The sequence below is a fragment of the Chitiniphilus purpureus genome (genome assembly GCF_025642115.1).
Classification (GTDB): Bacteria; Pseudomonadota; Gammaproteobacteria; order Burkholderiales; family Chitinibacteraceae; genus Chitiniphilus; species Chitiniphilus purpureus.
Genome location: NZ_CP106753.1, coordinates 2,144,674 through 2,161,354 on the forward strand (window position 1 = coordinate 2,144,674; position 16,681 = coordinate 2,161,354).

The window sequence follows — 16,681 nt, forward strand, 5'->3', positions numbered from 1 at the left end:
TTTGTGAGGGGGTCGGTCAGGAGTTGATTGGGAGCTTTCAATCGAGGTGGTTTGTATCAGGCGGATATGATTCCGGTTCTTAAGGGGGATGTTGATTTGATGAAATATGGTGTCGGGGTTGTTCGTGATGAATGGATTGAAATGGATGATGGGCTGTTACAAGAAAAACGGAATACATCCTGACACCTGATTATGTCTCTTGTTCACCATCGAGTCGGATGTTCCCATGCGGACAAGGCTTTGCGGCGACCAGCGCAATCAGCAGGCGCGGAATCATCCCCCGCAGATCACTGCGTCGGTTGAATCGGTACTGCGCATCCGCCAGATAGCGGGCGGCGTACTTGGCAAACTTGAACGCATGGTGGGTACCGCTCAGGGCAGTCTTCAGATTGCCCAGCAACACGTTCAGCCAGCGAAACGCATCGACTTCCGTGCCCGCCTTGCCCTTGGGCGCGATGACAACTTGATGGGCAAACCCCAGTTGCCGCACGACTTCAAAGCCAATCAACCCATCCGAGGTGATGGTGCTACCAGGCGCCAAAGCGCTGGCGGCCCACGGCCGCAGCGCGGCAAAGGAAAAGCCGGACACCGGATCAAACCGCACCCGCTGCGGTCGGCCCTCCCTCATCTGGACCGCGGCGACAAAAGCGATCTTGTTCTCCGAACCCCGACCGGCTTTGCCGCCGGTCCGTTCTCCGCCCAGATAGGCATCATCGATCCGCACATCACCGCCCAAGGGCTTGGCTGCCTCGCGCTGCTGCATGGCATCCATCAGCTTGTGCTTGAGCAACCATGCCGCTCTCCAGGAAATGTCCAGTTGGCGCATCAGCGCCAGCGCAGCGATATTGGTCTTCGACTGAGTGACCAGATAGATCGCCAGGAACCACTTGGTCAACGGCAACTGGCTCTGATGCATCATGGTGCCCGCAGTCAGGCTGGTCTGACGTGCGCAGCCCGCGCAACGCCAGTAACGTGTTTTGCCCCGCAGAAACTCGGTGGCCTTGGACCCTTGGCACGACGGGCAGCGGAAGCCCGCGGGCCAGCGCGCCTTGAACAAGGCTGCCTCACATTGAGGCCTCGGTACCATACTTTGCCATGAAGGCCGCCAACGACATGCTGCGTTGCATCTGAATCGGGTTGATGGCCATGGCTGTGCCCTAGAAGGTGAACGTTCGTTCACTATGCACCAAGGGGGCGGCGTGAGCAAGAGGCATAATCAGGCTTACTTTTTTGAAACCGTATCTGCGGAAGATCAATGGGCTACGCAGGGTCGGCGTCTGAAAATCGAGGTTTCTGGAAGCCCCCTCAATGAAGAGTTCAACTTCTTCTGCGGGTTGGAGAGTTGTGCCGGGAAATGATTTATCCCATTTTCATTTTTAACAGATAGAGTGAAAAGAAGAAAAGCAAAGCAACAATGGGTAGACTAGAAAATCCGACCAATACGGATACCAAGTTGCGGCTCTTCTTGTATGGCCAAAACAAACGAATCGCACAGGTAATTACTGGCAATACCCACAGCACGAGATATTTTTTTAGGAAAAAATATGACAACAGGGGGATGTCATCTCCAAAGCCAAAAAAAAGAGCATTGAGGCCTGGCGCAGCCAGCATGGGGATAAGCGCTGCCAACACAGCACAAGCCAAGCCAGAAATAAACAACAATGTATCTCGTGTATTTGCTTGCATTTTTTCCCTTATTCCTGCATCAATTGTGATCGAAATAATTCCGGCTGGAGCCGAAAATTGCTTGAATTATTACCGGCAAGTTAATCAACCCAACATTATACGTAACGGGCACCGGAGCGTAGCAGCGGGAGCCCAAATACGCATCTTTTTAGCGCCCCGTTGACGAGCTTATCAGGAAAGGGATAACGCAACTACTTGCTCCCAAAAATGCTCGAGCGACGACCACTGTTCTGGCACATGCAGCTACCACGAAAAATGTGACCTGATTATGTCGCTTGCTCACTGGCTGAGAATTAGAGCTCAACTTCCGTTATTTTTGGATGATTTTTCCGTGATCACGCGTAAAAAGCACTGCCGAAGCCAGCTTTGGCTGGCATTTCTCTCACTGGTTGAGCAAACGACATAATCAGGTCCTGACAAGGACAAAACTGCGGCTGGTCTGCCTTTGGTTCGATTGCAGGCCGCGTTTGGCTTTAAAAGGGTGGGGTTGCAGCCGGTGCTGCCAACCTTCACTTTCCTTTACTTTCCTGCACTTGCATGGAACAGTATATCGTGTTGTCGCAAGAACCAAGTCCGGGCACTGGCCTGGACAAGGCGTCCTTGACGGGAAAGCGGTCTCCCATGTTTTCAAAACCATATTGGTTGTGCTCACAACAGCATGCTGATCGTGCGACCTGCGTCGCCTTCCACATCCCAACCACCGTGTTGCATCAGCGGTGAGGCCATGGCCGGGTACCGCACGCCCGCAGCGCAGCACAACCGTGCCATCAGTTCTGGTCGTCGGCGCATGGTAAGCCCTACGGCCCGGGCCTGTGGCCGGCTTTCTGCATGTTGCCGCCCGACTGGGTCTATGGCGGTTGGGCCGCCAGTGGCGAGATCGACATCATGGAGGCGGTCAATCTCAAGGCGGCAGGTGGCAACACGATCCATGGCTCGCTCCACTACATCGGCACTTGGCCCGGCAGCACCTATATAACCTTCTCCACCGTGCCAGGCAGCATCGGCCGACAACTTCGATGACTGTGCGGTGGAATGGGAACCGGGCATGATCCGCTGGTACGTCGACGGCCGGTTCTATGGCCAGCAGACCGACTGGTACAGCTCCGCGGCCGCGTGCCCCGCACCCCGCACCGTTCAACCAGCGCCCCCATCTGCTGCTGAATGTGAAGGTCGGCAGCAATTGGCCGGGCAGCCCCGATGCCAGCACGGCGTTCCCCCAGCGTATGGCGGTGGGCTGGGTGCGGGTGTTCCAGGGCTGCGCCGGCCATGCGGCTGCGGTGCCCGGCTCAGGGACCGCACACTTGGCAGGCATGGGATGGATTGCCGGCACTGCTCTTGCGCCAGAGCGATCGATCCGTCCAACTGGATCGGGCCGGCAGTGACGTCGGCCGGCCCGGTTGCCACCGTTACGTGGCGACGTGGATGCGCTTCACCGTGCCGGCGCGTCCATCCACCTCGACTTCATCGCCGTCGCGCAGTTGCGCGAGGATGCCGGGCAGGTTGACCACCGCCGGGATGCCGAACTCGCGCGCCACGATGGCGCCATGCGACAGGTAGCCGCCGGTTTCCATGATCAGCGCGCCGGCCTTGACGAACAATGGCGTCCAGCCCGGGTCGGTGGATGGCGCGACCAGCACCTCGCCCGGCGCCATGCCCAGGCCGGCCGATGGCTCGCGCACGATGCGTACCCGGCCGCGCGCGCAGCCGCTGCCCACGGCAATACCATGCCAGTGCTCGCCAGCCGCGACCGGCGTGGCAGCGGTGGCAGACGGGTTGCGGTATTCGGCGGGCGCGTGCTCGATGACCAGTTCCGGTTCACGTTGCGAGGCCCAATGCGCCAGACGCGTGCCGCGCTCGGTGGCGCGTCGGGCGGCGGCCGGCCCGGGCAGATGGCCCGTCGCGAGCGCGAGGATCTCCGCCGAGGTCAGGTTGAAGAGATCGTCCGGTTGCGCCAGTCCGGCAGGCCCGCTCAGCCGGCGGCCCAGCTCACAGGCGCAATGCCGCAGCGCCGCCAGGTAGGCCACCAGCGCGCTGCGGGCGGCTTCGCGCTGGTTGCAGTCGCGCCGGGCCGCTTCAACCATGGGTTTGAGCAGTGGTCGCGACCAGAGCGGCAAGGCGCGCCGCAGGCGCTGCCATGCCTGGTCGGCCGCTTCCAGCTGCCGCGCGCGTAGCGGCGCCGGTTCGCAGCCGAGCAGGTTGACCACGCTGTCCAGCAGATAGCCCGGCGCTTCGCGCCAGCGGGGATTGCGCAGATAGGTTTCATACAGGCCGCGATGGCCGTAGCGGTTCAGGAAGTCGGCAAAGGCCCGCCGGAACGGGCTGTCCGGCGGTAGCGCCTGTGCCCAGTCGCCAGCCACCCGGGCCGGGTTGCGCAGCCAGTCGAGCGCCGCGGTGTCGGTGCCGGCGATGCGGGCCAGTTCCATCAGCTGATAGCTTTGCCGGGCGGTGACGCTGGGTTCGCCCCCGGCGAGCAGTGCAGCGGCGAGCGCATGGCCTTCACCCGGGCAGGCACGGTCGATCAGCTGCACCAGGTTGAACAGCGTGCCGCCGCCGGAACCTTGCAGGAAGAACAGGTCGTCCGAGCCCAGCAGCGTCGTCAGCTGTTGCCGCAGCCGTGCCGCCAGCGCGCCGTTGTCGGCGGGCAGCGGTTCGGCCATCCAGGCATCGGCTTCGCGTCGCGCGTCCCGCAGCAGGCGCTCGGCGCGACGGCGCAGGCCGGCGTTGCGGCGCAGGTAGCGCAGCATGCGCAGCGCCCGCGCGGCCCGTGCGCGCCAGTCCGGCCTGGGCACGGCGATCTCGGGCTGCGTGCCGCCCATCAACTGGTTCATTGCCTTGGGGGTCACGCCCAGCGCGTCGTAGCACTCCCATTGCAGCAGCGAGGTCTGCAGATACAGCCGCCCATGGAACAGGCCGGCGCGCTGGGCGCCGGACAGCAACGGATAGCCACACAATGCGTAGCCGCGCGTCAGCATGCGGTTGACCATGACGCGGCTCAGTTCCCAGTCGAGTGGCGACAGTGGCTCGGGCAGGATTTCCCGGGTGTTGCCGCGCGACCAGTAGACCGCCTGTGCCGCCAACGCCAGATAGGTATGGTGGCCGCGTGCAGTCACCGGGCGCGCCTGCACGATCCAGAACTGGTTGCCGTCCCAGACCCATTCCAGATCGTAGCCGGGTGCGGCATGGTCGAGGGCGCGGGCCGCATCGCGTACCAGCTCGCCCAATGCCAGCGCCTGTGCCGCGCTCAAGACCGCCTGCCCGCGTTGTGCCTGCGGCGTATCCTGCAGCGCGGTGCCGCCCTCGGGCAAAACCACGCTCAGACGCGCCTTGCCGCCCAGCCGGATGCTGCACAGCGACAGACTGCCGTCCAGTTCCTGTTCCTGCAGCCGGTACTCGTCGCCCTCGGCGTGGCCGCCCACCAGCGACTCGCCCAGGCCCCAGTGGGCATGGATCAGGGTCTGGTCGTTGCGCCCGCCCACCGGGTCGCAGGTGAAGGCGATGCCGCTGGCACGGGCGGGCAGCAGCGGCATCACCACCACCGCCATCCCTGCTTCGGCCTCGCTCAGGCCCAGGCGTTGCCGGTACGCCTGCGCCGGCGCGCTCCAGCACGAGTCGAGCACCTGCTGCAGCGCGGCGGCGACGCCGGCGGCGCCCGGCACGTTCAGGCAGGAGCGATGGATGCCGGCGAAGGAGGCCTGGCCGGAGTCCTCCAGCGTGGCCGAGGAGCGTACCGCCAGCGGTTGCCGTTCCCAGCCACGCGCAGCCAACGCCTGCACCAGCGCTGCGCCCAGCGGGCCGGGCAGCGCTGCACCGGGCCGGTGGCCGGCGCTGGCCGCGGCACTGATGACGAAACCGGGCGGTACCGGCAGACCCAGCTGCGCCAGCCGCCCCAATTGCCAGCCCTTGCCGCCTGCCTGCGCGGTGCCCGCGGCGGCGGCGTCCGCCCAGTCCAGGATCAACGCGCTCATGCCGGTCTCCCGCTGGGGGCGGTGGCGAGGCCGTGATGCAGCAGCGTCAGCATGACGTCGAACTCCTGCCGCAGATCGGCGCCGGGCTCGCCCAGCCAGCGCACCAGGGCACCCAGGTAGCAGAAGCGGAACAGGCCTACCAGCCGGTCCGTCGGCAGGTCATTGCGCAGTTCGCCGGCGTGCTGGCCGGCCTGCACCAGTGCCTCGAACACCTGATCCATCCCGCTGCGTGCCTCCTCGCGCCGGCCGTCCTGGTCGTACCCGAGCTGGGCGAGGCGGTACCGCAGGTAATGTGGCAGGTAGGCGCGGCGTCTTTCGGCCCAGCCGGCCGAGGCATGCAGCAGATGGGTCATGCGTGCCGGAAAGTCCGGCAGTCCCGCCAGATCGGCACGCAGTTGCGGCAGATCGTCGGCAAGCTCGGCGTGGAAGCGGTGAGCCAGCAGTGCTTCCTTGACCGGAAAGTGGTTGTACAGCGTGCCCTTGGCCACATCGGCGGCAGCGGCGATCTGTTCCATGGTCACGGCGTCGTAGCCCTGCGCTTCGAAAAGGGCAAATGCGGTGGCGGCCAGGCGATCCAGTGTCTGGCGCCGCTTGCGCTCGCGCCGCCCAGGATCGGCCGCGTCGTCGGGATGGGGGGGAAGGGTGCGCTGCTCGGTCATGATCATGGAAATTTGTGAACGATGATTTTTATTGTACGTCGTTCAAAAATATCCGGGCAAGCACCGTATGACGAGGCACCGGGCACAGGTCAGTGCGCGCGCAGCGGCCATTGCAGGTGCTGCCGCCGGCGTACCGCCGCCGCGGCGGTCATTTGAGCCCCAGACGCCGGGCGCGTTTGTGCAGATTGCTGGGGTCCAGCCCCAGTGTGCGTGCGGCGCCGGCCCAGCTGCCGCCGGCAGCGTCCAGGCGGCTGCGCAACAACCGGCGCTCGAAGTCGTCGACCGCATCGCGCCAGCTCAGCGTCGCTGCGGCGGGCGGGTCGGGCAGCATGGCGGGCGGTGCCGCGGGCGGTGCTTCCAGCCCGAGCAGCCCTGCCTCCAGCGTGATCAGTTCGTGGCGGGCGGCCCCGCGGCCGACGGCACGGATCGCGGCCCGGCTGATCACGTGCTCCAGCTCGCGCACGTTGCCGGGCCAGTCATAGCGCAGCAACGCCAGCTCCGCGTCCGCCGCCAGGCGCAGGCCGCGCAGGCCCAGCCGGGCACGGTTGATCTCCAGGAAGCGCCCACACAGCAGCAGTACATCCGCGCCGCGCTCGCGCAGCGGCGGCACCGGTACCGGGTAGACCGAGAGCCGGTGATACAGGTCGGCGCGAAAGCGCCCCGCGCGCACGCCGTCATGCAGATTGCGGTTGGTGGCCGAGACGATGCGTGCGTCCACCTGGCGCGGCCGGTCCTCGCCCAGGCGCTGGATCTCGCCGTTCTGCAGCGTGCGCAGCAGCTTGGCCTGCAGTGCCAGCGGCAACTCACCCACTTCATCCAGGAACAGCGTGCCGCCATGCGCAGCCTCGACACGGCCGGCTCGCTCGCCGGTGGCGCCGGAGAACGCGCCCTTGGCATGGCCGAACAGCTCGTCCTCGGCCAGCGCTTCGGGCAGCGCCGCGCAGTTCAGATGCACCAGCGGCCGATCATGGCGCGCCGAGCGTTGATGGACGCGGTGGGCAAGCAGTTCCTTGCCGGTGCCGGTTTCGCCCAGCAGCAGGATGGGCAGGTCGGAGGCGGCGGCGCCATCCAGCTCCTGCAGCATCGCAAGCCAAGCCGGGCTCTGGCCGACCAGCTCGAAGCCGATGCCGGCGCTGCCTGCCGGATTGCCGACCCCCTGGCGCAACGCGCGCAGATCGCCTTCCAGCCGGCCCATGCGCGCTTCGCTCGCGGCCAGCAGCGCGTAGTGCGGTAGCGTGAGGAGGTCACCGGCGGCAAAGGTGCGCCCGGCGAAGGCATCCAGCGTGAGTGCCCCCCAGACCCGGCCTTCCACTTCCAGCCGCACCCCCAGGCAATCGTGCACCGCCAGCGGGGCACCCGGCTGGTCGGCGAGCAGGCCGTCATAGGGATCAGGCAAGGGGCTGCCGGGCACGAAGCGCACCGGCTCGCGCTGCGCCAGGATGGCGGCCAACCGTGGATGTTGTGCCACCACGAAGCGGCGCCCCAGCGTTTCCTGTGACAGGCCGATGGCGGCCAGCGGGTACAGGCTGTCGCCATCGCTGCGCAGCAGCCCCACCGCGTGGCAGCCGTAGTGCGCGTGGATGCTGGCAAGCAGCCGCTGCAACCGGATCGGCTGCGGCAGTTCGGCGGCCAGGTCGGCCAGAAGCGAGACGTCGATCATGGTGAATAGAACCCGGATATGGTGGATACGACCCTAACATGCGAGGGTCAAAGCGACCCTTGATCCAGGACAGACCCAGGCAAATCAAGGCGTTGCAGGCTGGCCCATCCCTTGCTGCAGCACCATCGTGTTCAACCCAGAGAGATTTCCACCATGAACCTGCTTGACCAGCCCATCGGCCAGATCGCCTGCGACATCCCGGGCGCCACCGCGCTGTTCCACCAACACAAGCTGGATTTCTGCTGCGGCGGTGGCAAGCCGCTACGCGAGGCGGCGGCCAAGAAGCAGGTCGACGCGGCTGCGCTGGCGCAGGCGTTGCTGGCGCTGGCGGCCAGCCAGACCAGGACAGCCGTGGATTGGCGCACGGCATCGAACGATGCGCTGATCGACCATATCCTGACCCGCTATCACGCCCGCCATCGCGAACAGCTGCCCGAGCTGGTCCGGCTGGCACGGCGTGTGGAAGCGGTGCATGCCGAACGCGCCGACTGCCCGCACGGCTTGGCGGATCTGCTGGCGGCAATGGAGCAGGAGATGGAAAGCCACATGCAGAAGGAAGAGCAGGTACTGTTCCCGATGCTGCGCCAGACCAGCCCGCAGGCGGTGCCCGGGCCGATCTCGGTGATGCGCTTCGAGCACGACCAGCATGGCGAGACCCTGGCCCGGCTGGCGGCGCTGACCCACGACTTCACGCCGCCGGCCGAAGCCTGCAATACCTGGCGCGCACTCTATGCCGGCGCCGCCCAGCTGTGCGAAGACCTGATGCAGCACATCCATCTGGAAAACAACGTGCTGTTCCTGCAGCGCGCGCCGGCGTGAAGCGCAGCGGGCGGGCTGGCAGCTAGCCGGTGGGCCCGCCACGAGAGTGGAACAGGGGCGATGCGGCTGCTTCGCCCTGTGCCGGCGTCAACATCATCGCGGCGTGCGCTGTACTGCGCAAACAGCTGTCGCTGCCGATGCGCTTGATACGCCAGCCGGTGCGGGGGCTGCACCATGGCCGACAGCGGGCATGATGCCAGCCTGCCAGGCCGCCGCTGTACCGGACCAAGGGCATCCGGGCGCCAGCACCAAGTGGCAGGCGCAGGATCTGCAAGATGACGGCCCGCCGCAGCGATCGCCATGCCAGCTGGCTGCTGGACACGAGGCAATGCGGCCTTGCGGTCGGCACGGCCACGGCGTCGATGCCGGCAATCGCCTGTCGCATAGGCCGACCGGCGCGGTTGGTCCTGGTGGGCAGCCCTTACGACAGCGTCGCTCTCGTCGGCCGTTCCTGAGCGGCTGCGACCGCAGGCAGTCGGTCCATTGCCAGTCAGAGTGTGTCGTGCGGCTTGCCAGGGCCGCTGTGCCGGGTAGCGTAGGGCTGCGTTCAGAGCAGCGTGGCGATGCCGGCGCCAGCCAGCGCCAGCACCGCACCCAGCCCGACCCGACGGGGGGCGTAGGTCAGCAGCAGCACCAGCGCGCCGGCGCTGGCGGTCAGCAACCCTACCCAGTACACGCTGCCCTGCGGGGCGCCGGCATCGTGCAGCGCGGCGGCAAATGACGTGGCCAGCAGCAGCCAGCCGGCCAGGCGCAGCCCTTGCCCGCGGCTGCGGGTCGGCACCCGGCCGAACACCTCGCGGTGATGGCCGTCCATCGAAAGGCACAGTGCGCTGAAGGCGGCGTAGCACAGCCAGAACGAGACGATCATGGTGTCTCCTGCGCAAGCGTGGCAGCGGGGCGTCGCCGGGTGGCGGCGTCGGCCGGCACCGGCCGCTTGCCGGCACGGTGCGCTTGGTAGGCGGCGTAGGCGAAGGCAGCGCCAAAGGCGAGCGCGGTCAGCTCGAATACGGCGCCGACGGTGTTGCCGCGCGCGAACGCATTGCCCAGGTGCGCCGGCACGGTCAGCAGGCTCAGCAGCGGCACCGTGCCCAGCAGCATGGCCACGGCAGCCAGCTGCTCGCGCCAGGCTGCGCGGGCCGGCCGTATGGCGGCGTGCAGCAGCGACAGCACCCAGGCGGCGAAGAAGCACAGCACTTCCTCGTCGGCGCGCTCGGGGCGTGCGAGCGGCACCAGCCGGTTGGCCCAGAAGAAGGCGGCCACGGCAAGCGGCAGCCCGGCGATGGTGGCGATGTTGAGCGTTTCGACCAGCCGCGCACCGAAGCCGGCGGTGCCGGCCTTGGCCTCGCGCTGGCGGCGCTTGATCGACCATAGCACCAGGCCGGAGCCGATCATCAGCGTCCCGGCCACACCACACAGGAAATACAGCCAGCGCAGGCCGTAGTCGGCGAAGCGTCCCATGTGCAGGCCGAAGATCACATCGTGAGCCAGCGCCGCGGGCTGCTGCGTGGCCAGCAGCGTGAGCGGCCTGCCGGTGGCGCCGTCGAACACCACGCCGCTGCCGCGCGAGCGCAGCTGCATGGTCTCGGATTGCTCGATCCGCACCCGCGCATTGGCATCGCCCGGCGCGGTGACGGCGATGGTGCCGACCGGGCCGCCCTGCCAGTGGCGGCTGGCGGCCGCGACCATCGGGGCCAGCGGCTGCAGCGGCCGTGCCACGCCGGACGGCGCCACCTTGGGCGGCATGCCGATCAGCTCGCTGCGGTAGGCTTGCCGGTCGCCCTGGTAGAGCGCGTCGAGCGCGGCCGGCATCACCAGCATCATCAGCGTGACCAGGCCGCTGTAGGTGATCACCAAATGGAACGGCAAGGCCAGCACGCCGACCGCGTTGTGCGCGTCCAGCCACGCCCGCTGCGGCGCCTTGGCGGGGCGGAAGGTGAAGAAATCCTTGAAGATGCGCCGGTGGGTGACGATGCCGCTGACCAGTGCCACCAGCATCACCATTGCCGCAAGGCAGGCGAGCAGGCGTCCCCAGGGGTAGGGCAGGTGCAGTTCGAAATGGAAGCGGTAGAAGAAATCGCCGCCCAGGCTGGCGCGCTGGTGCGCCGGCTCGGCGCGGTGCGGATCGATGCGGACGTTGTGCCAGTTGTCGTCGGCGTCTTCCCAGTACAGCAGCATGCTGGTCTCGCGCCCGGACGGCGGGTAGATATACCATTGTCTGGCATCGGCGGCGTGCTGGCGCAGATAGCGCTCGGCGGCCGCGGTGGCCTGTTGCTGGCTGGCCGGCGTGATCTGCCGGTCCGGCTGCATCCAATGACTGATCTCGGCGCGGAACACGGTGAGCGTGCCGGTCAGGAAGATGGCGAACATCACCCAGCCCAGCACCAGTCCCGCCCAGTTGTGCAGCCAGGCCATCGCCTGACGGAAGCCGGGCTTCATCGTGCGGCTCCCAGCCAACCCAGGCCCAGGGCCGCGGCAAGCGCCACACCCAGCCCGAGCCAGGCACGTCCGGCGCTGCTGACGCTGAACACCCACACGATGACGGCGCAGTAGAGTGGGAACGACAGCAGTGTCGCCGTCAGCGTCGCCTCATTGCGGGACAGCGGCAGCCAGCGCGCCAGTGCGCCGGTGCAGGCATAGACCAGCGCATAGCCGCCGAGAGTCGCTGCCAGCACGCGCAACGTCACTGCAAGACGGTAGGCCCAGGGGATGCCGGCGGGTGGCTTGCCAGCCCGCCGGGCAACCGGCGGCGCCGCCGGCGCGGGATCGGGACGTGGTGCGGACAGGGCGGGCATCGGGACAGGCGCTGCTTGTTATTGGATAAGTGATAATTATTATCAAATGCTTTGCGGCGGCTTGGCAACTCTCGCGCCTTCCGCCGGGCAACCGCGTCCGGTCACCGCGGCATGGCTTGCCGCGCCACACGGTCTTTGTTCTACCATGGCACGGCGATGGCCGCGCCTTGCCGGTCCAACCTGTGCCGCTTCCGATGCCGAATCCCTGCCCGCCGCTGCCTTGCCGTCCCGTTCCGCCGCCCGCAGGCGTGTTCGACCTTGCCGGCCGGCCGCCATGCTGAGCGAGCAGGAACAGGCCGCGTTCCTGCAGGCGACCCAGGCGGTGCAGCAGGCGGTGCACCGGCAGCTGCAGGCCCGGCGTGATGGCGATGCCCCCGTCCGTTTCGTGATCAACCTGCAGCGCGGGGTGGACCGGGTCTGCGACGAGGCAGGCGCCAGCGGTGCGCAGCCGGCATGCCGGGCTGGCTGCAGCCATTGCTGTCATAGAAGGGTGGCGGCGCTGGAGCCCGAAGTGTTCCGGATCGCACAGGCGTTGGCTGAGGCGCCGCAGGCGCTGCCCGGGTGGATTGCGGTGCTGCGCTGGCATGCGGCAGCAGCGACGGCGATACCGGAGGGGCGCTACTGGCTGGCGTGTCCGTTCCTGAGACAGGGTTTGTGTGCCATCTACGATTTGCGTCCTGCGGTGTGCCGCAAGGGGCATTCGCTCGACGCGGCGGCCTGTGCCGCGCCGGACGGCGATACGGTGCCGCAGCGCCTGGACCTGATCGCCCGGGCCGAGGCCATGATCAACGGGACCGCCCTGGGTTATCGCGCTGCCGGCCTGTCCGCCGGCAGCCTGCCGCTGGGGCCGGCCGTGCTGCTGGCCTTGACCGACCCGACAGCCCAATCGCGCTGGCTGCAGGGCGAAGCGGTCTTCTCCGGGCTGCCGCGCGGCTAGCCGGGTCCTCAGGCGGGGGCCAGCGACGCCAGCTCGGTCACCAGCCGGTCCACGTCCGCCTCGGCCTGCGCCACCGAGCGGGCCAACTGCTCGTCCTCGAATTCGCCGTACTCGATCGCCAGCTCGCGGCATTCGGTGATGCCGATATAGGCGAACACAGCGCGGACCAGGGGTTCGGCATGGTTGTTGGCCGCCTGCGGGCCGCCGGGGCCGTAGCCATGGTCGCCGCGCGCCGACAGCAGCACCAGGCGCTTGCCCTGGCTGTCCAGCAGTGGCCGGTAGGGCTCGGTAGCATTGCTGCGATCGAAGCCGAAGGTGCGGCCCACCCGGACGATGTTGTCCAGATATGCCTTGAACTGTGCCGGCGGGCCGAAGTTGTACATGGGCAGGCCGACCACGATCAGGTCGGCGGCGATCAGCTCGTCCACCAACGCGTCGCTCTCGGCCAGGGCCTGCTGCATCCCCGGCGTGCGCTGTCCGGGCGGCGTGAAGGCGGCGGCGATCCAATCGGCGTTCACCGGTTGCGGCGGCTGCTGACCGACGTCGCGATAGATGATCTGGTCATCGGGATGCAACGCCTGCCAACGTGCAACGAAGCGGGCGCTCAGGCGGCGGGTGTACGAGCCGTGGGCATCGATGCCAGAGTGCCCGGGACGGGCGCTGGAATCCAGGTGCAGCAAGGTGGTCATCGCATTTCTCCTCGGGTTGGGCCCGATGTGGCGGGCGGGTCATGCGCTGCTACTGTGCGCGTCCGTCGCGCTTGCCACAAACGATGCTTTCTCATTCAATGGCTGAATCAGATTCAGCCATGAGCTCCGGATGCCGACCCGCTTGCCACCGCTGTCCGCGTTGCGCGCCTTCGAGGCCGCGGCGCGCCTTTGCAGCTTCAAGGCGGCCGCCGCCGAACTGTCGGTGACCGCCACCGCCATCAGCCATCGCATCCGGGTGCTGGAGGAGGATCTGGGATGTCAGCTGTTCGTGCGCAAGACGCGCGCCGTGGCGCTGACCGCGCAGGGACAGCTGCTGCAGCGTGCCGTCCGCGAGGGGTTCGACAGCATTGCCGCCGGTGTGGCGGCGCTGCGCGAGCCGCGGGAAAGCAGCGTCACCGTCTCCACCACGCCCGGCTTTGCCGCCAAGTGGCTGGTGCCGCGGCTGGCGGCGTTCCAGGCGGCGCATCCGGGCATCCAGTTGCATGTGCATGCGTCCTACCAGCCGGTGGACCTGCTGGCCGGCGAGGCGGACCTGGCGGTGCGCTACGGCGACGGGCGCTATCCGGGCCTGAGCGCCGTCCTGCTGCTGCAGAACCGCTTCGCCCCGGTGGCGAGCCCGCGGCTGGAGCTGCACACGCCGGCCGATCTGTTGCACCAATCGTTGATCCATATCGACTGGTTCCGGCCTCCGGCGTTGACCTGGGCCGACTGGGCGAGCCTGGTGGGCCTTGCCGGGCTCAACACCCAGGCAGGGTTTCGCTACTCGGATGAAAGCCACGCGATCCAGGCCGCGGTCGCCGGCCAGGGCGTGGCGCTGGTCGGGCTGGGGATGGTCGACGAGGAAGTCCGCCTCGGCCTGTTGCAGGTGCCGTTCGGCTCGATGCTGGATGGCCAGGCCTACTACGTGGTGCGTCCGGCGCGCCCGCCGCGCAGCGAAGTCGCCCAGGTGGCGGATTGGCTGCTGCGCACCGCCCAGGCGCGCTGATCACCAGCGGCAGGCCGGGACACCCGGCCGGCAGCACCATGCCCAGGGCGGGCAGGGCGCGCACGCGCGGCGCCGCTGATCCGGTCGACCCGGGCCGATGGCCGGCACCGCATTGTGGAACGCCCTTCGCCTGGTCTGCGCGTGCCGGCCTTTCCGGCCCACGGACACCACCTGCCGCACTCCTCCGGCGCCAGACGGACCACTGCCCGCGCCGGGGTGGGCAATCTAGAGCCGGAAGCCCGAGACCACCTGCCGCAGCGCGGTGGACAACTGCTCCAGCTGTTGCACCACCTCGCGCGCGCGCGCCAGCTCGGTGTCGCCCGCCTGCGCACGGGCAGACATCCGCTCGGCCGCCCGCGCCATGTCTTCGGTGGCGCGCGACTGTTCGTTGGCCGCGTCGCGGATCTCGTGCGTCTTGCGCACCACGCCGTCCATGCTGTCCTTGATCTGCCCGATATGGCCAAGTGCGATGTCGGCCTGTGCGACGCTGCCTTTGACGGTGCCATGGGTATGGGCCACCCGGCCGAGTGCGGATTCGGCAGCGTTGCGCATGGCGCCCACCATCTGCTCGATCTCGACGGTGGCGCTGCCGGTGCGTTCGGCCAGTTGGCGCACTTCGTCGGCCACCACGGCGAAGCCGCGGCCCTGCTCGCCGGCGCGTGCCGCTTCGATGGCGGCATTGAGCGCCAGCAGGTTGGTCTGGTCGGCAATGCCCTTGATGACGCCGGCAATGCTGCCGACCTGCCGCGAGCGGCTTTCCAGCTCGCGCATCTGTTCGTCGAGCGCATCCATCGATTGCGCGACCTCGCCGATCTCGCTGGACACGCGGTTCACCGAAGCACCGCTCTGCTCGGAAAGCTGCCCGGCTTGGCCCACTGCATGCGCTGCGGCCTGGGTGTTGTCCGCGATGTGCGCCACGCTGACGGTGATCTCTTGGATGGTTGCCGCCGTCGCCTCGGCGAGCCCCGCGTTGTCGCGTGCGTCGTGCGCCAGCCGATCGGCCATCTGGCCCAGCTGCTCGACACTCTGGTTCAGGTTCACCGCCTGGTCGCGCACCTGCAGGAACATGCCGCGCAGTTGTTCGATGAAGCGGTTGAAGCTCTCGGCGATCTCGCCCACCTCATCGGTGGTGTCGATCGGCAGGCGTTGTGTCAGGTCGCCCTCGCCGCGTGCCAGGCCGTGCATCGCATCGCGCAGCCGGGCCAACGGGCGGGTGATGGTGCGCGACACCCAGGCCATCAGCATCAGCGAGGCCAGCAGGATCACCGTATCCAGCAGCACCAGCCAGCGGATGGTGCGCGTGACCGCGCTGAAGACCTCGTCCTCGGCCAGCTCGACCACCACGAACCAGCCGGCGTTGGGCAGGTGGCTGGAGGCGACGATCATCGGCCCTTGCGGGCCTTCATAGCGTGCCAGGTTGAACGGCCCGGGCCGCAGCAGGCCGGCCGCCACGGCGCCCATGCCGGGCAGCGACTTCAGCTCGACCTTGTTGTCCACCTTGACCAGCGCTGGATCGCGGTGGATCTGCAGCCGGCCCTGCTCGTCCACCACGTACACCTGGCCGCGGTCGCCGACAGCCATCTGCCGCACCCGTTGCGCCATGCCGGTGACGTCCATGCCCAGGCTGGCCACCGCCCGGTGCCCCTGCGCGTCGCGCGCCAGGGCGTTGATGAACATGATCACGTCGGCCTTGCCGGCCTCGGAGCCCAGATCGAACGCGGTCTGCCTGCCGCTGGCGAGAAAAGCCTTGAACCAGGCGTCGTTGCCGTCCGGGGCAAGCTGGCGCAGCAGGCCGCTGCTGTCGTCGTAGTAGTTGCCGGTGGCTTCGGAGGCCCAGGAAATCGCGACCGCCCCTGTCGACTGTTTGAGCGACTGCGCGTAGCGCTGCCAGCCGGCAATGCCTTCGGCCGGCTCGCCGGCCGCCATCCAGTCCAGCAGATAGGTGTTGGCGGCCAACTGCTGTGCCTGTGCCAGCGGCACCGAGACCGCCTTGTCGACCTCGTTGCGGATCGCCTCGACCGTGCGCACCAGCTCGTAGCGTTCCAGCCGTTCGGTCATCGCGCTGCGGAACAGGTGGACCGACAGCGCGCCGATGGTGCACAGCGACAGCAGCAGGATGAAGGTCATGCTCAGCAGCAGCTTGTTCTGGATCGACCAACGACGGGCCATGCTGTACGCCTCCTGCAATCTTTGGAATCCGGATGACGGTCGGGCGGCGCTCAGCCCCGCATCCGCTTGAGCTTAGCACCGAATCAACAGCCGCTCCGGCCGCCTGCCGGCAGCACGCGGGCCTGCGGTAGGCAGCGGTACGCGCTGCCATTCCCGTATCGATCGGGGTGGCCGCAGCCAAGGCCATGCATGGTGCGGCAATGTCCCTCGCGCACAGGGCGATGACCGCGCAGCGCCGCCTGTCATCAAAACTTAGGTATATGCCAAACTTTCTCTTGTCCGATGTCCTTCTGGCTGAT

General features: G+C 67.4%; 14 protein-coding genes and 1 pseudogene. 5 read left to right on the plus strand and 10 right to left on the minus strand.

Annotated features, from left to right (window positions below; all coding sequences use genetic code 11):
- Nucleotides 1-27: 27 nt before the first annotated feature.
- The gene (locus tag N8I74_RS09975; protein WP_263122860.1) at nt 28-183 is read left to right on the plus strand and encodes a hypothetical protein; all 156 of its coding nucleotides are present in this window, start codon (nt 28-30) and stop codon (nt 181-183) included.
- Between the two features lie 7 nt (nt 184-190).
- Here the strand turns inward: N8I74_RS09975 and N8I74_RS09980 are convergent.
- Together N8I74_RS09980 and N8I74_RS09985 are read right to left on the minus strand one after the other, a co-directional pair.
- Nucleotides 191-1,148, minus strand: a pseudogene (locus N8I74_RS09980) (IS1595 family transposase).
- A gap of 211 nt (nt 1,149-1,359) precedes the next feature.
- Nucleotides 1,360-1,686 carry a hypothetical protein gene (locus N8I74_RS09985; protein WP_263122861.1) on the minus strand — a complete coding sequence of 109 codons (327 nt, stop codon included), beginning with the start codon at nt 1,684-1,686 and terminating at the stop codon, nt 1,360-1,362.
- Between the two features lie 828 nt (nt 1,687-2,514).
- Here N8I74_RS09985 and N8I74_RS09990 point away from each other — a divergent pair.
- The gene (locus N8I74_RS09990; protein ID WP_263122862.1) at nt 2,515-2,706 is read left to right on the plus strand and encodes a LamG domain-containing protein; all 192 of its coding nucleotides are present in this window, start codon (nt 2,515-2,517) and stop codon (nt 2,704-2,706) included.
- Nucleotides 2,707-3,092: 386 nt separating this feature from the next.
- On the opposite strand, the gene N8I74_RS09995 is transcribed toward N8I74_RS09990, so the two are convergent.
- The 3 genes from N8I74_RS09995 to norR all read right to left on the minus strand — a co-directional run bounded on the left by N8I74_RS09995 (nt 3,093) and on the right by norR (nt 7,970).
- A complete protein-coding gene (locus N8I74_RS09995; RefSeq protein ID WP_263122863.1) occupies nt 3,093-5,651 on the minus strand; it encodes a PEP/pyruvate-binding domain-containing protein in 2,559 nt (852 codons plus the stop codon).
- Complete coding sequence (locus N8I74_RS10000) at nt 5,648-6,316, minus strand: TetR/AcrR family transcriptional regulator (protein ID WP_263122864.1); 669 nt, start codon at nt 6,314-6,316, stop codon at nt 5,648-5,650. Before N8I74_RS10000 ends, N8I74_RS09995 begins: the two co-directional genes overlap by 4 nt.
- A gap of 142 nt (nt 6,317-6,458) precedes the next feature.
- Nucleotides 6,459-7,970 (minus strand): nitric oxide reductase transcriptional regulator NorR, encoded by a 1,512-nt coding sequence (gene norR / locus N8I74_RS10005; RefSeq protein WP_263122865.1) that lies wholly within the window; start codon nt 7,968-7,970, stop codon nt 6,459-6,461.
- Between the two features lie 153 nt (nt 7,971-8,123).
- Here norR and ytfE point away from each other — a divergent pair, with 153 nt between their 5' ends.
- Nucleotides 8,124-8,789 carry an iron-sulfur cluster repair protein YtfE gene (ytfE, locus tag N8I74_RS10010; protein WP_263122866.1) on the plus strand — a complete coding sequence of 222 codons (666 nt, stop codon included), beginning with the start codon at nt 8,124-8,126 and terminating at the stop codon, nt 8,787-8,789.
- 547 nt (nt 8,790-9,336) lie between these two features.
- Here ytfE and N8I74_RS10015 read toward each other — a convergent pair.
- From N8I74_RS10015 to N8I74_RS10025, 3 genes are read right to left on the minus strand one after another with little or no spacing between them, the layout of a single operon-like run.
- Nucleotides 9,337-9,657, minus strand: coding sequence for a DUF3325 domain-containing protein (locus N8I74_RS10015; protein ID WP_263122867.1), 321 nt, complete (start codon nt 9,655-9,657; stop codon nt 9,337-9,339).
- On the minus strand, nt 9,654-11,225 hold the full coding sequence (locus tag N8I74_RS10020) for a PepSY-associated TM helix domain-containing protein (RefSeq protein ID WP_263122868.1): 1,572 nt from the start codon (nt 11,223-11,225) through the stop codon (nt 9,654-9,656). The genes N8I74_RS10015 and N8I74_RS10020 overlap by 4 nt, the downstream gene beginning before the upstream one ends.
- Nucleotides 11,222-11,581, minus strand: coding sequence for a DUF3649 domain-containing protein (locus N8I74_RS10025; RefSeq protein WP_263122871.1), 360 nt, complete (start codon nt 11,579-11,581; stop codon nt 11,222-11,224). Before N8I74_RS10025 ends, N8I74_RS10020 begins: the two co-directional genes overlap by 4 nt.
- Before the next feature lie 274 nt (nt 11,582-11,855).
- On the opposite strand from N8I74_RS10025, the gene N8I74_RS10030 reads away from it, so the two are divergent.
- Nucleotides 11,856-12,518: a YkgJ family cysteine cluster protein gene (locus N8I74_RS10030; protein ID WP_263122872.1), complete on the plus strand. Its 663-nt coding sequence runs from the start codon at nt 11,856-11,858 to the stop codon at nt 12,516-12,518.
- Between the two features lie 8 nt (nt 12,519-12,526).
- On the opposite strand, the gene N8I74_RS10035 is transcribed toward N8I74_RS10030, so the two are convergent.
- A complete protein-coding gene (locus N8I74_RS10035) occupies nt 12,527-13,207 on the minus strand; it encodes an FMN-dependent NADH-azoreductase (RefSeq protein ID WP_263122874.1) in 681 nt (226 codons plus the stop codon).
- Between the two features lie 130 nt (nt 13,208-13,337).
- Between N8I74_RS10035 and N8I74_RS10040 the strand changes: the two genes are divergently transcribed.
- A complete protein-coding gene (locus tag N8I74_RS10040; protein ID WP_263122876.1) occupies nt 13,338-14,213 on the plus strand; it encodes a LysR substrate-binding domain-containing protein in 876 nt (291 codons plus the stop codon).
- Between the two features lie 225 nt (nt 14,214-14,438).
- Here N8I74_RS10040 and N8I74_RS10045 read toward each other — a convergent pair whose 3' ends face one another.
- On the minus strand, nt 14,439-16,382 hold the full coding sequence (locus N8I74_RS10045; RefSeq protein ID WP_263122877.1) for a methyl-accepting chemotaxis protein: 1,944 nt from the start codon (nt 16,380-16,382) through the stop codon (nt 14,439-14,441).
- Nucleotides 16,383-16,681: the final 299 nt, after the last annotated feature.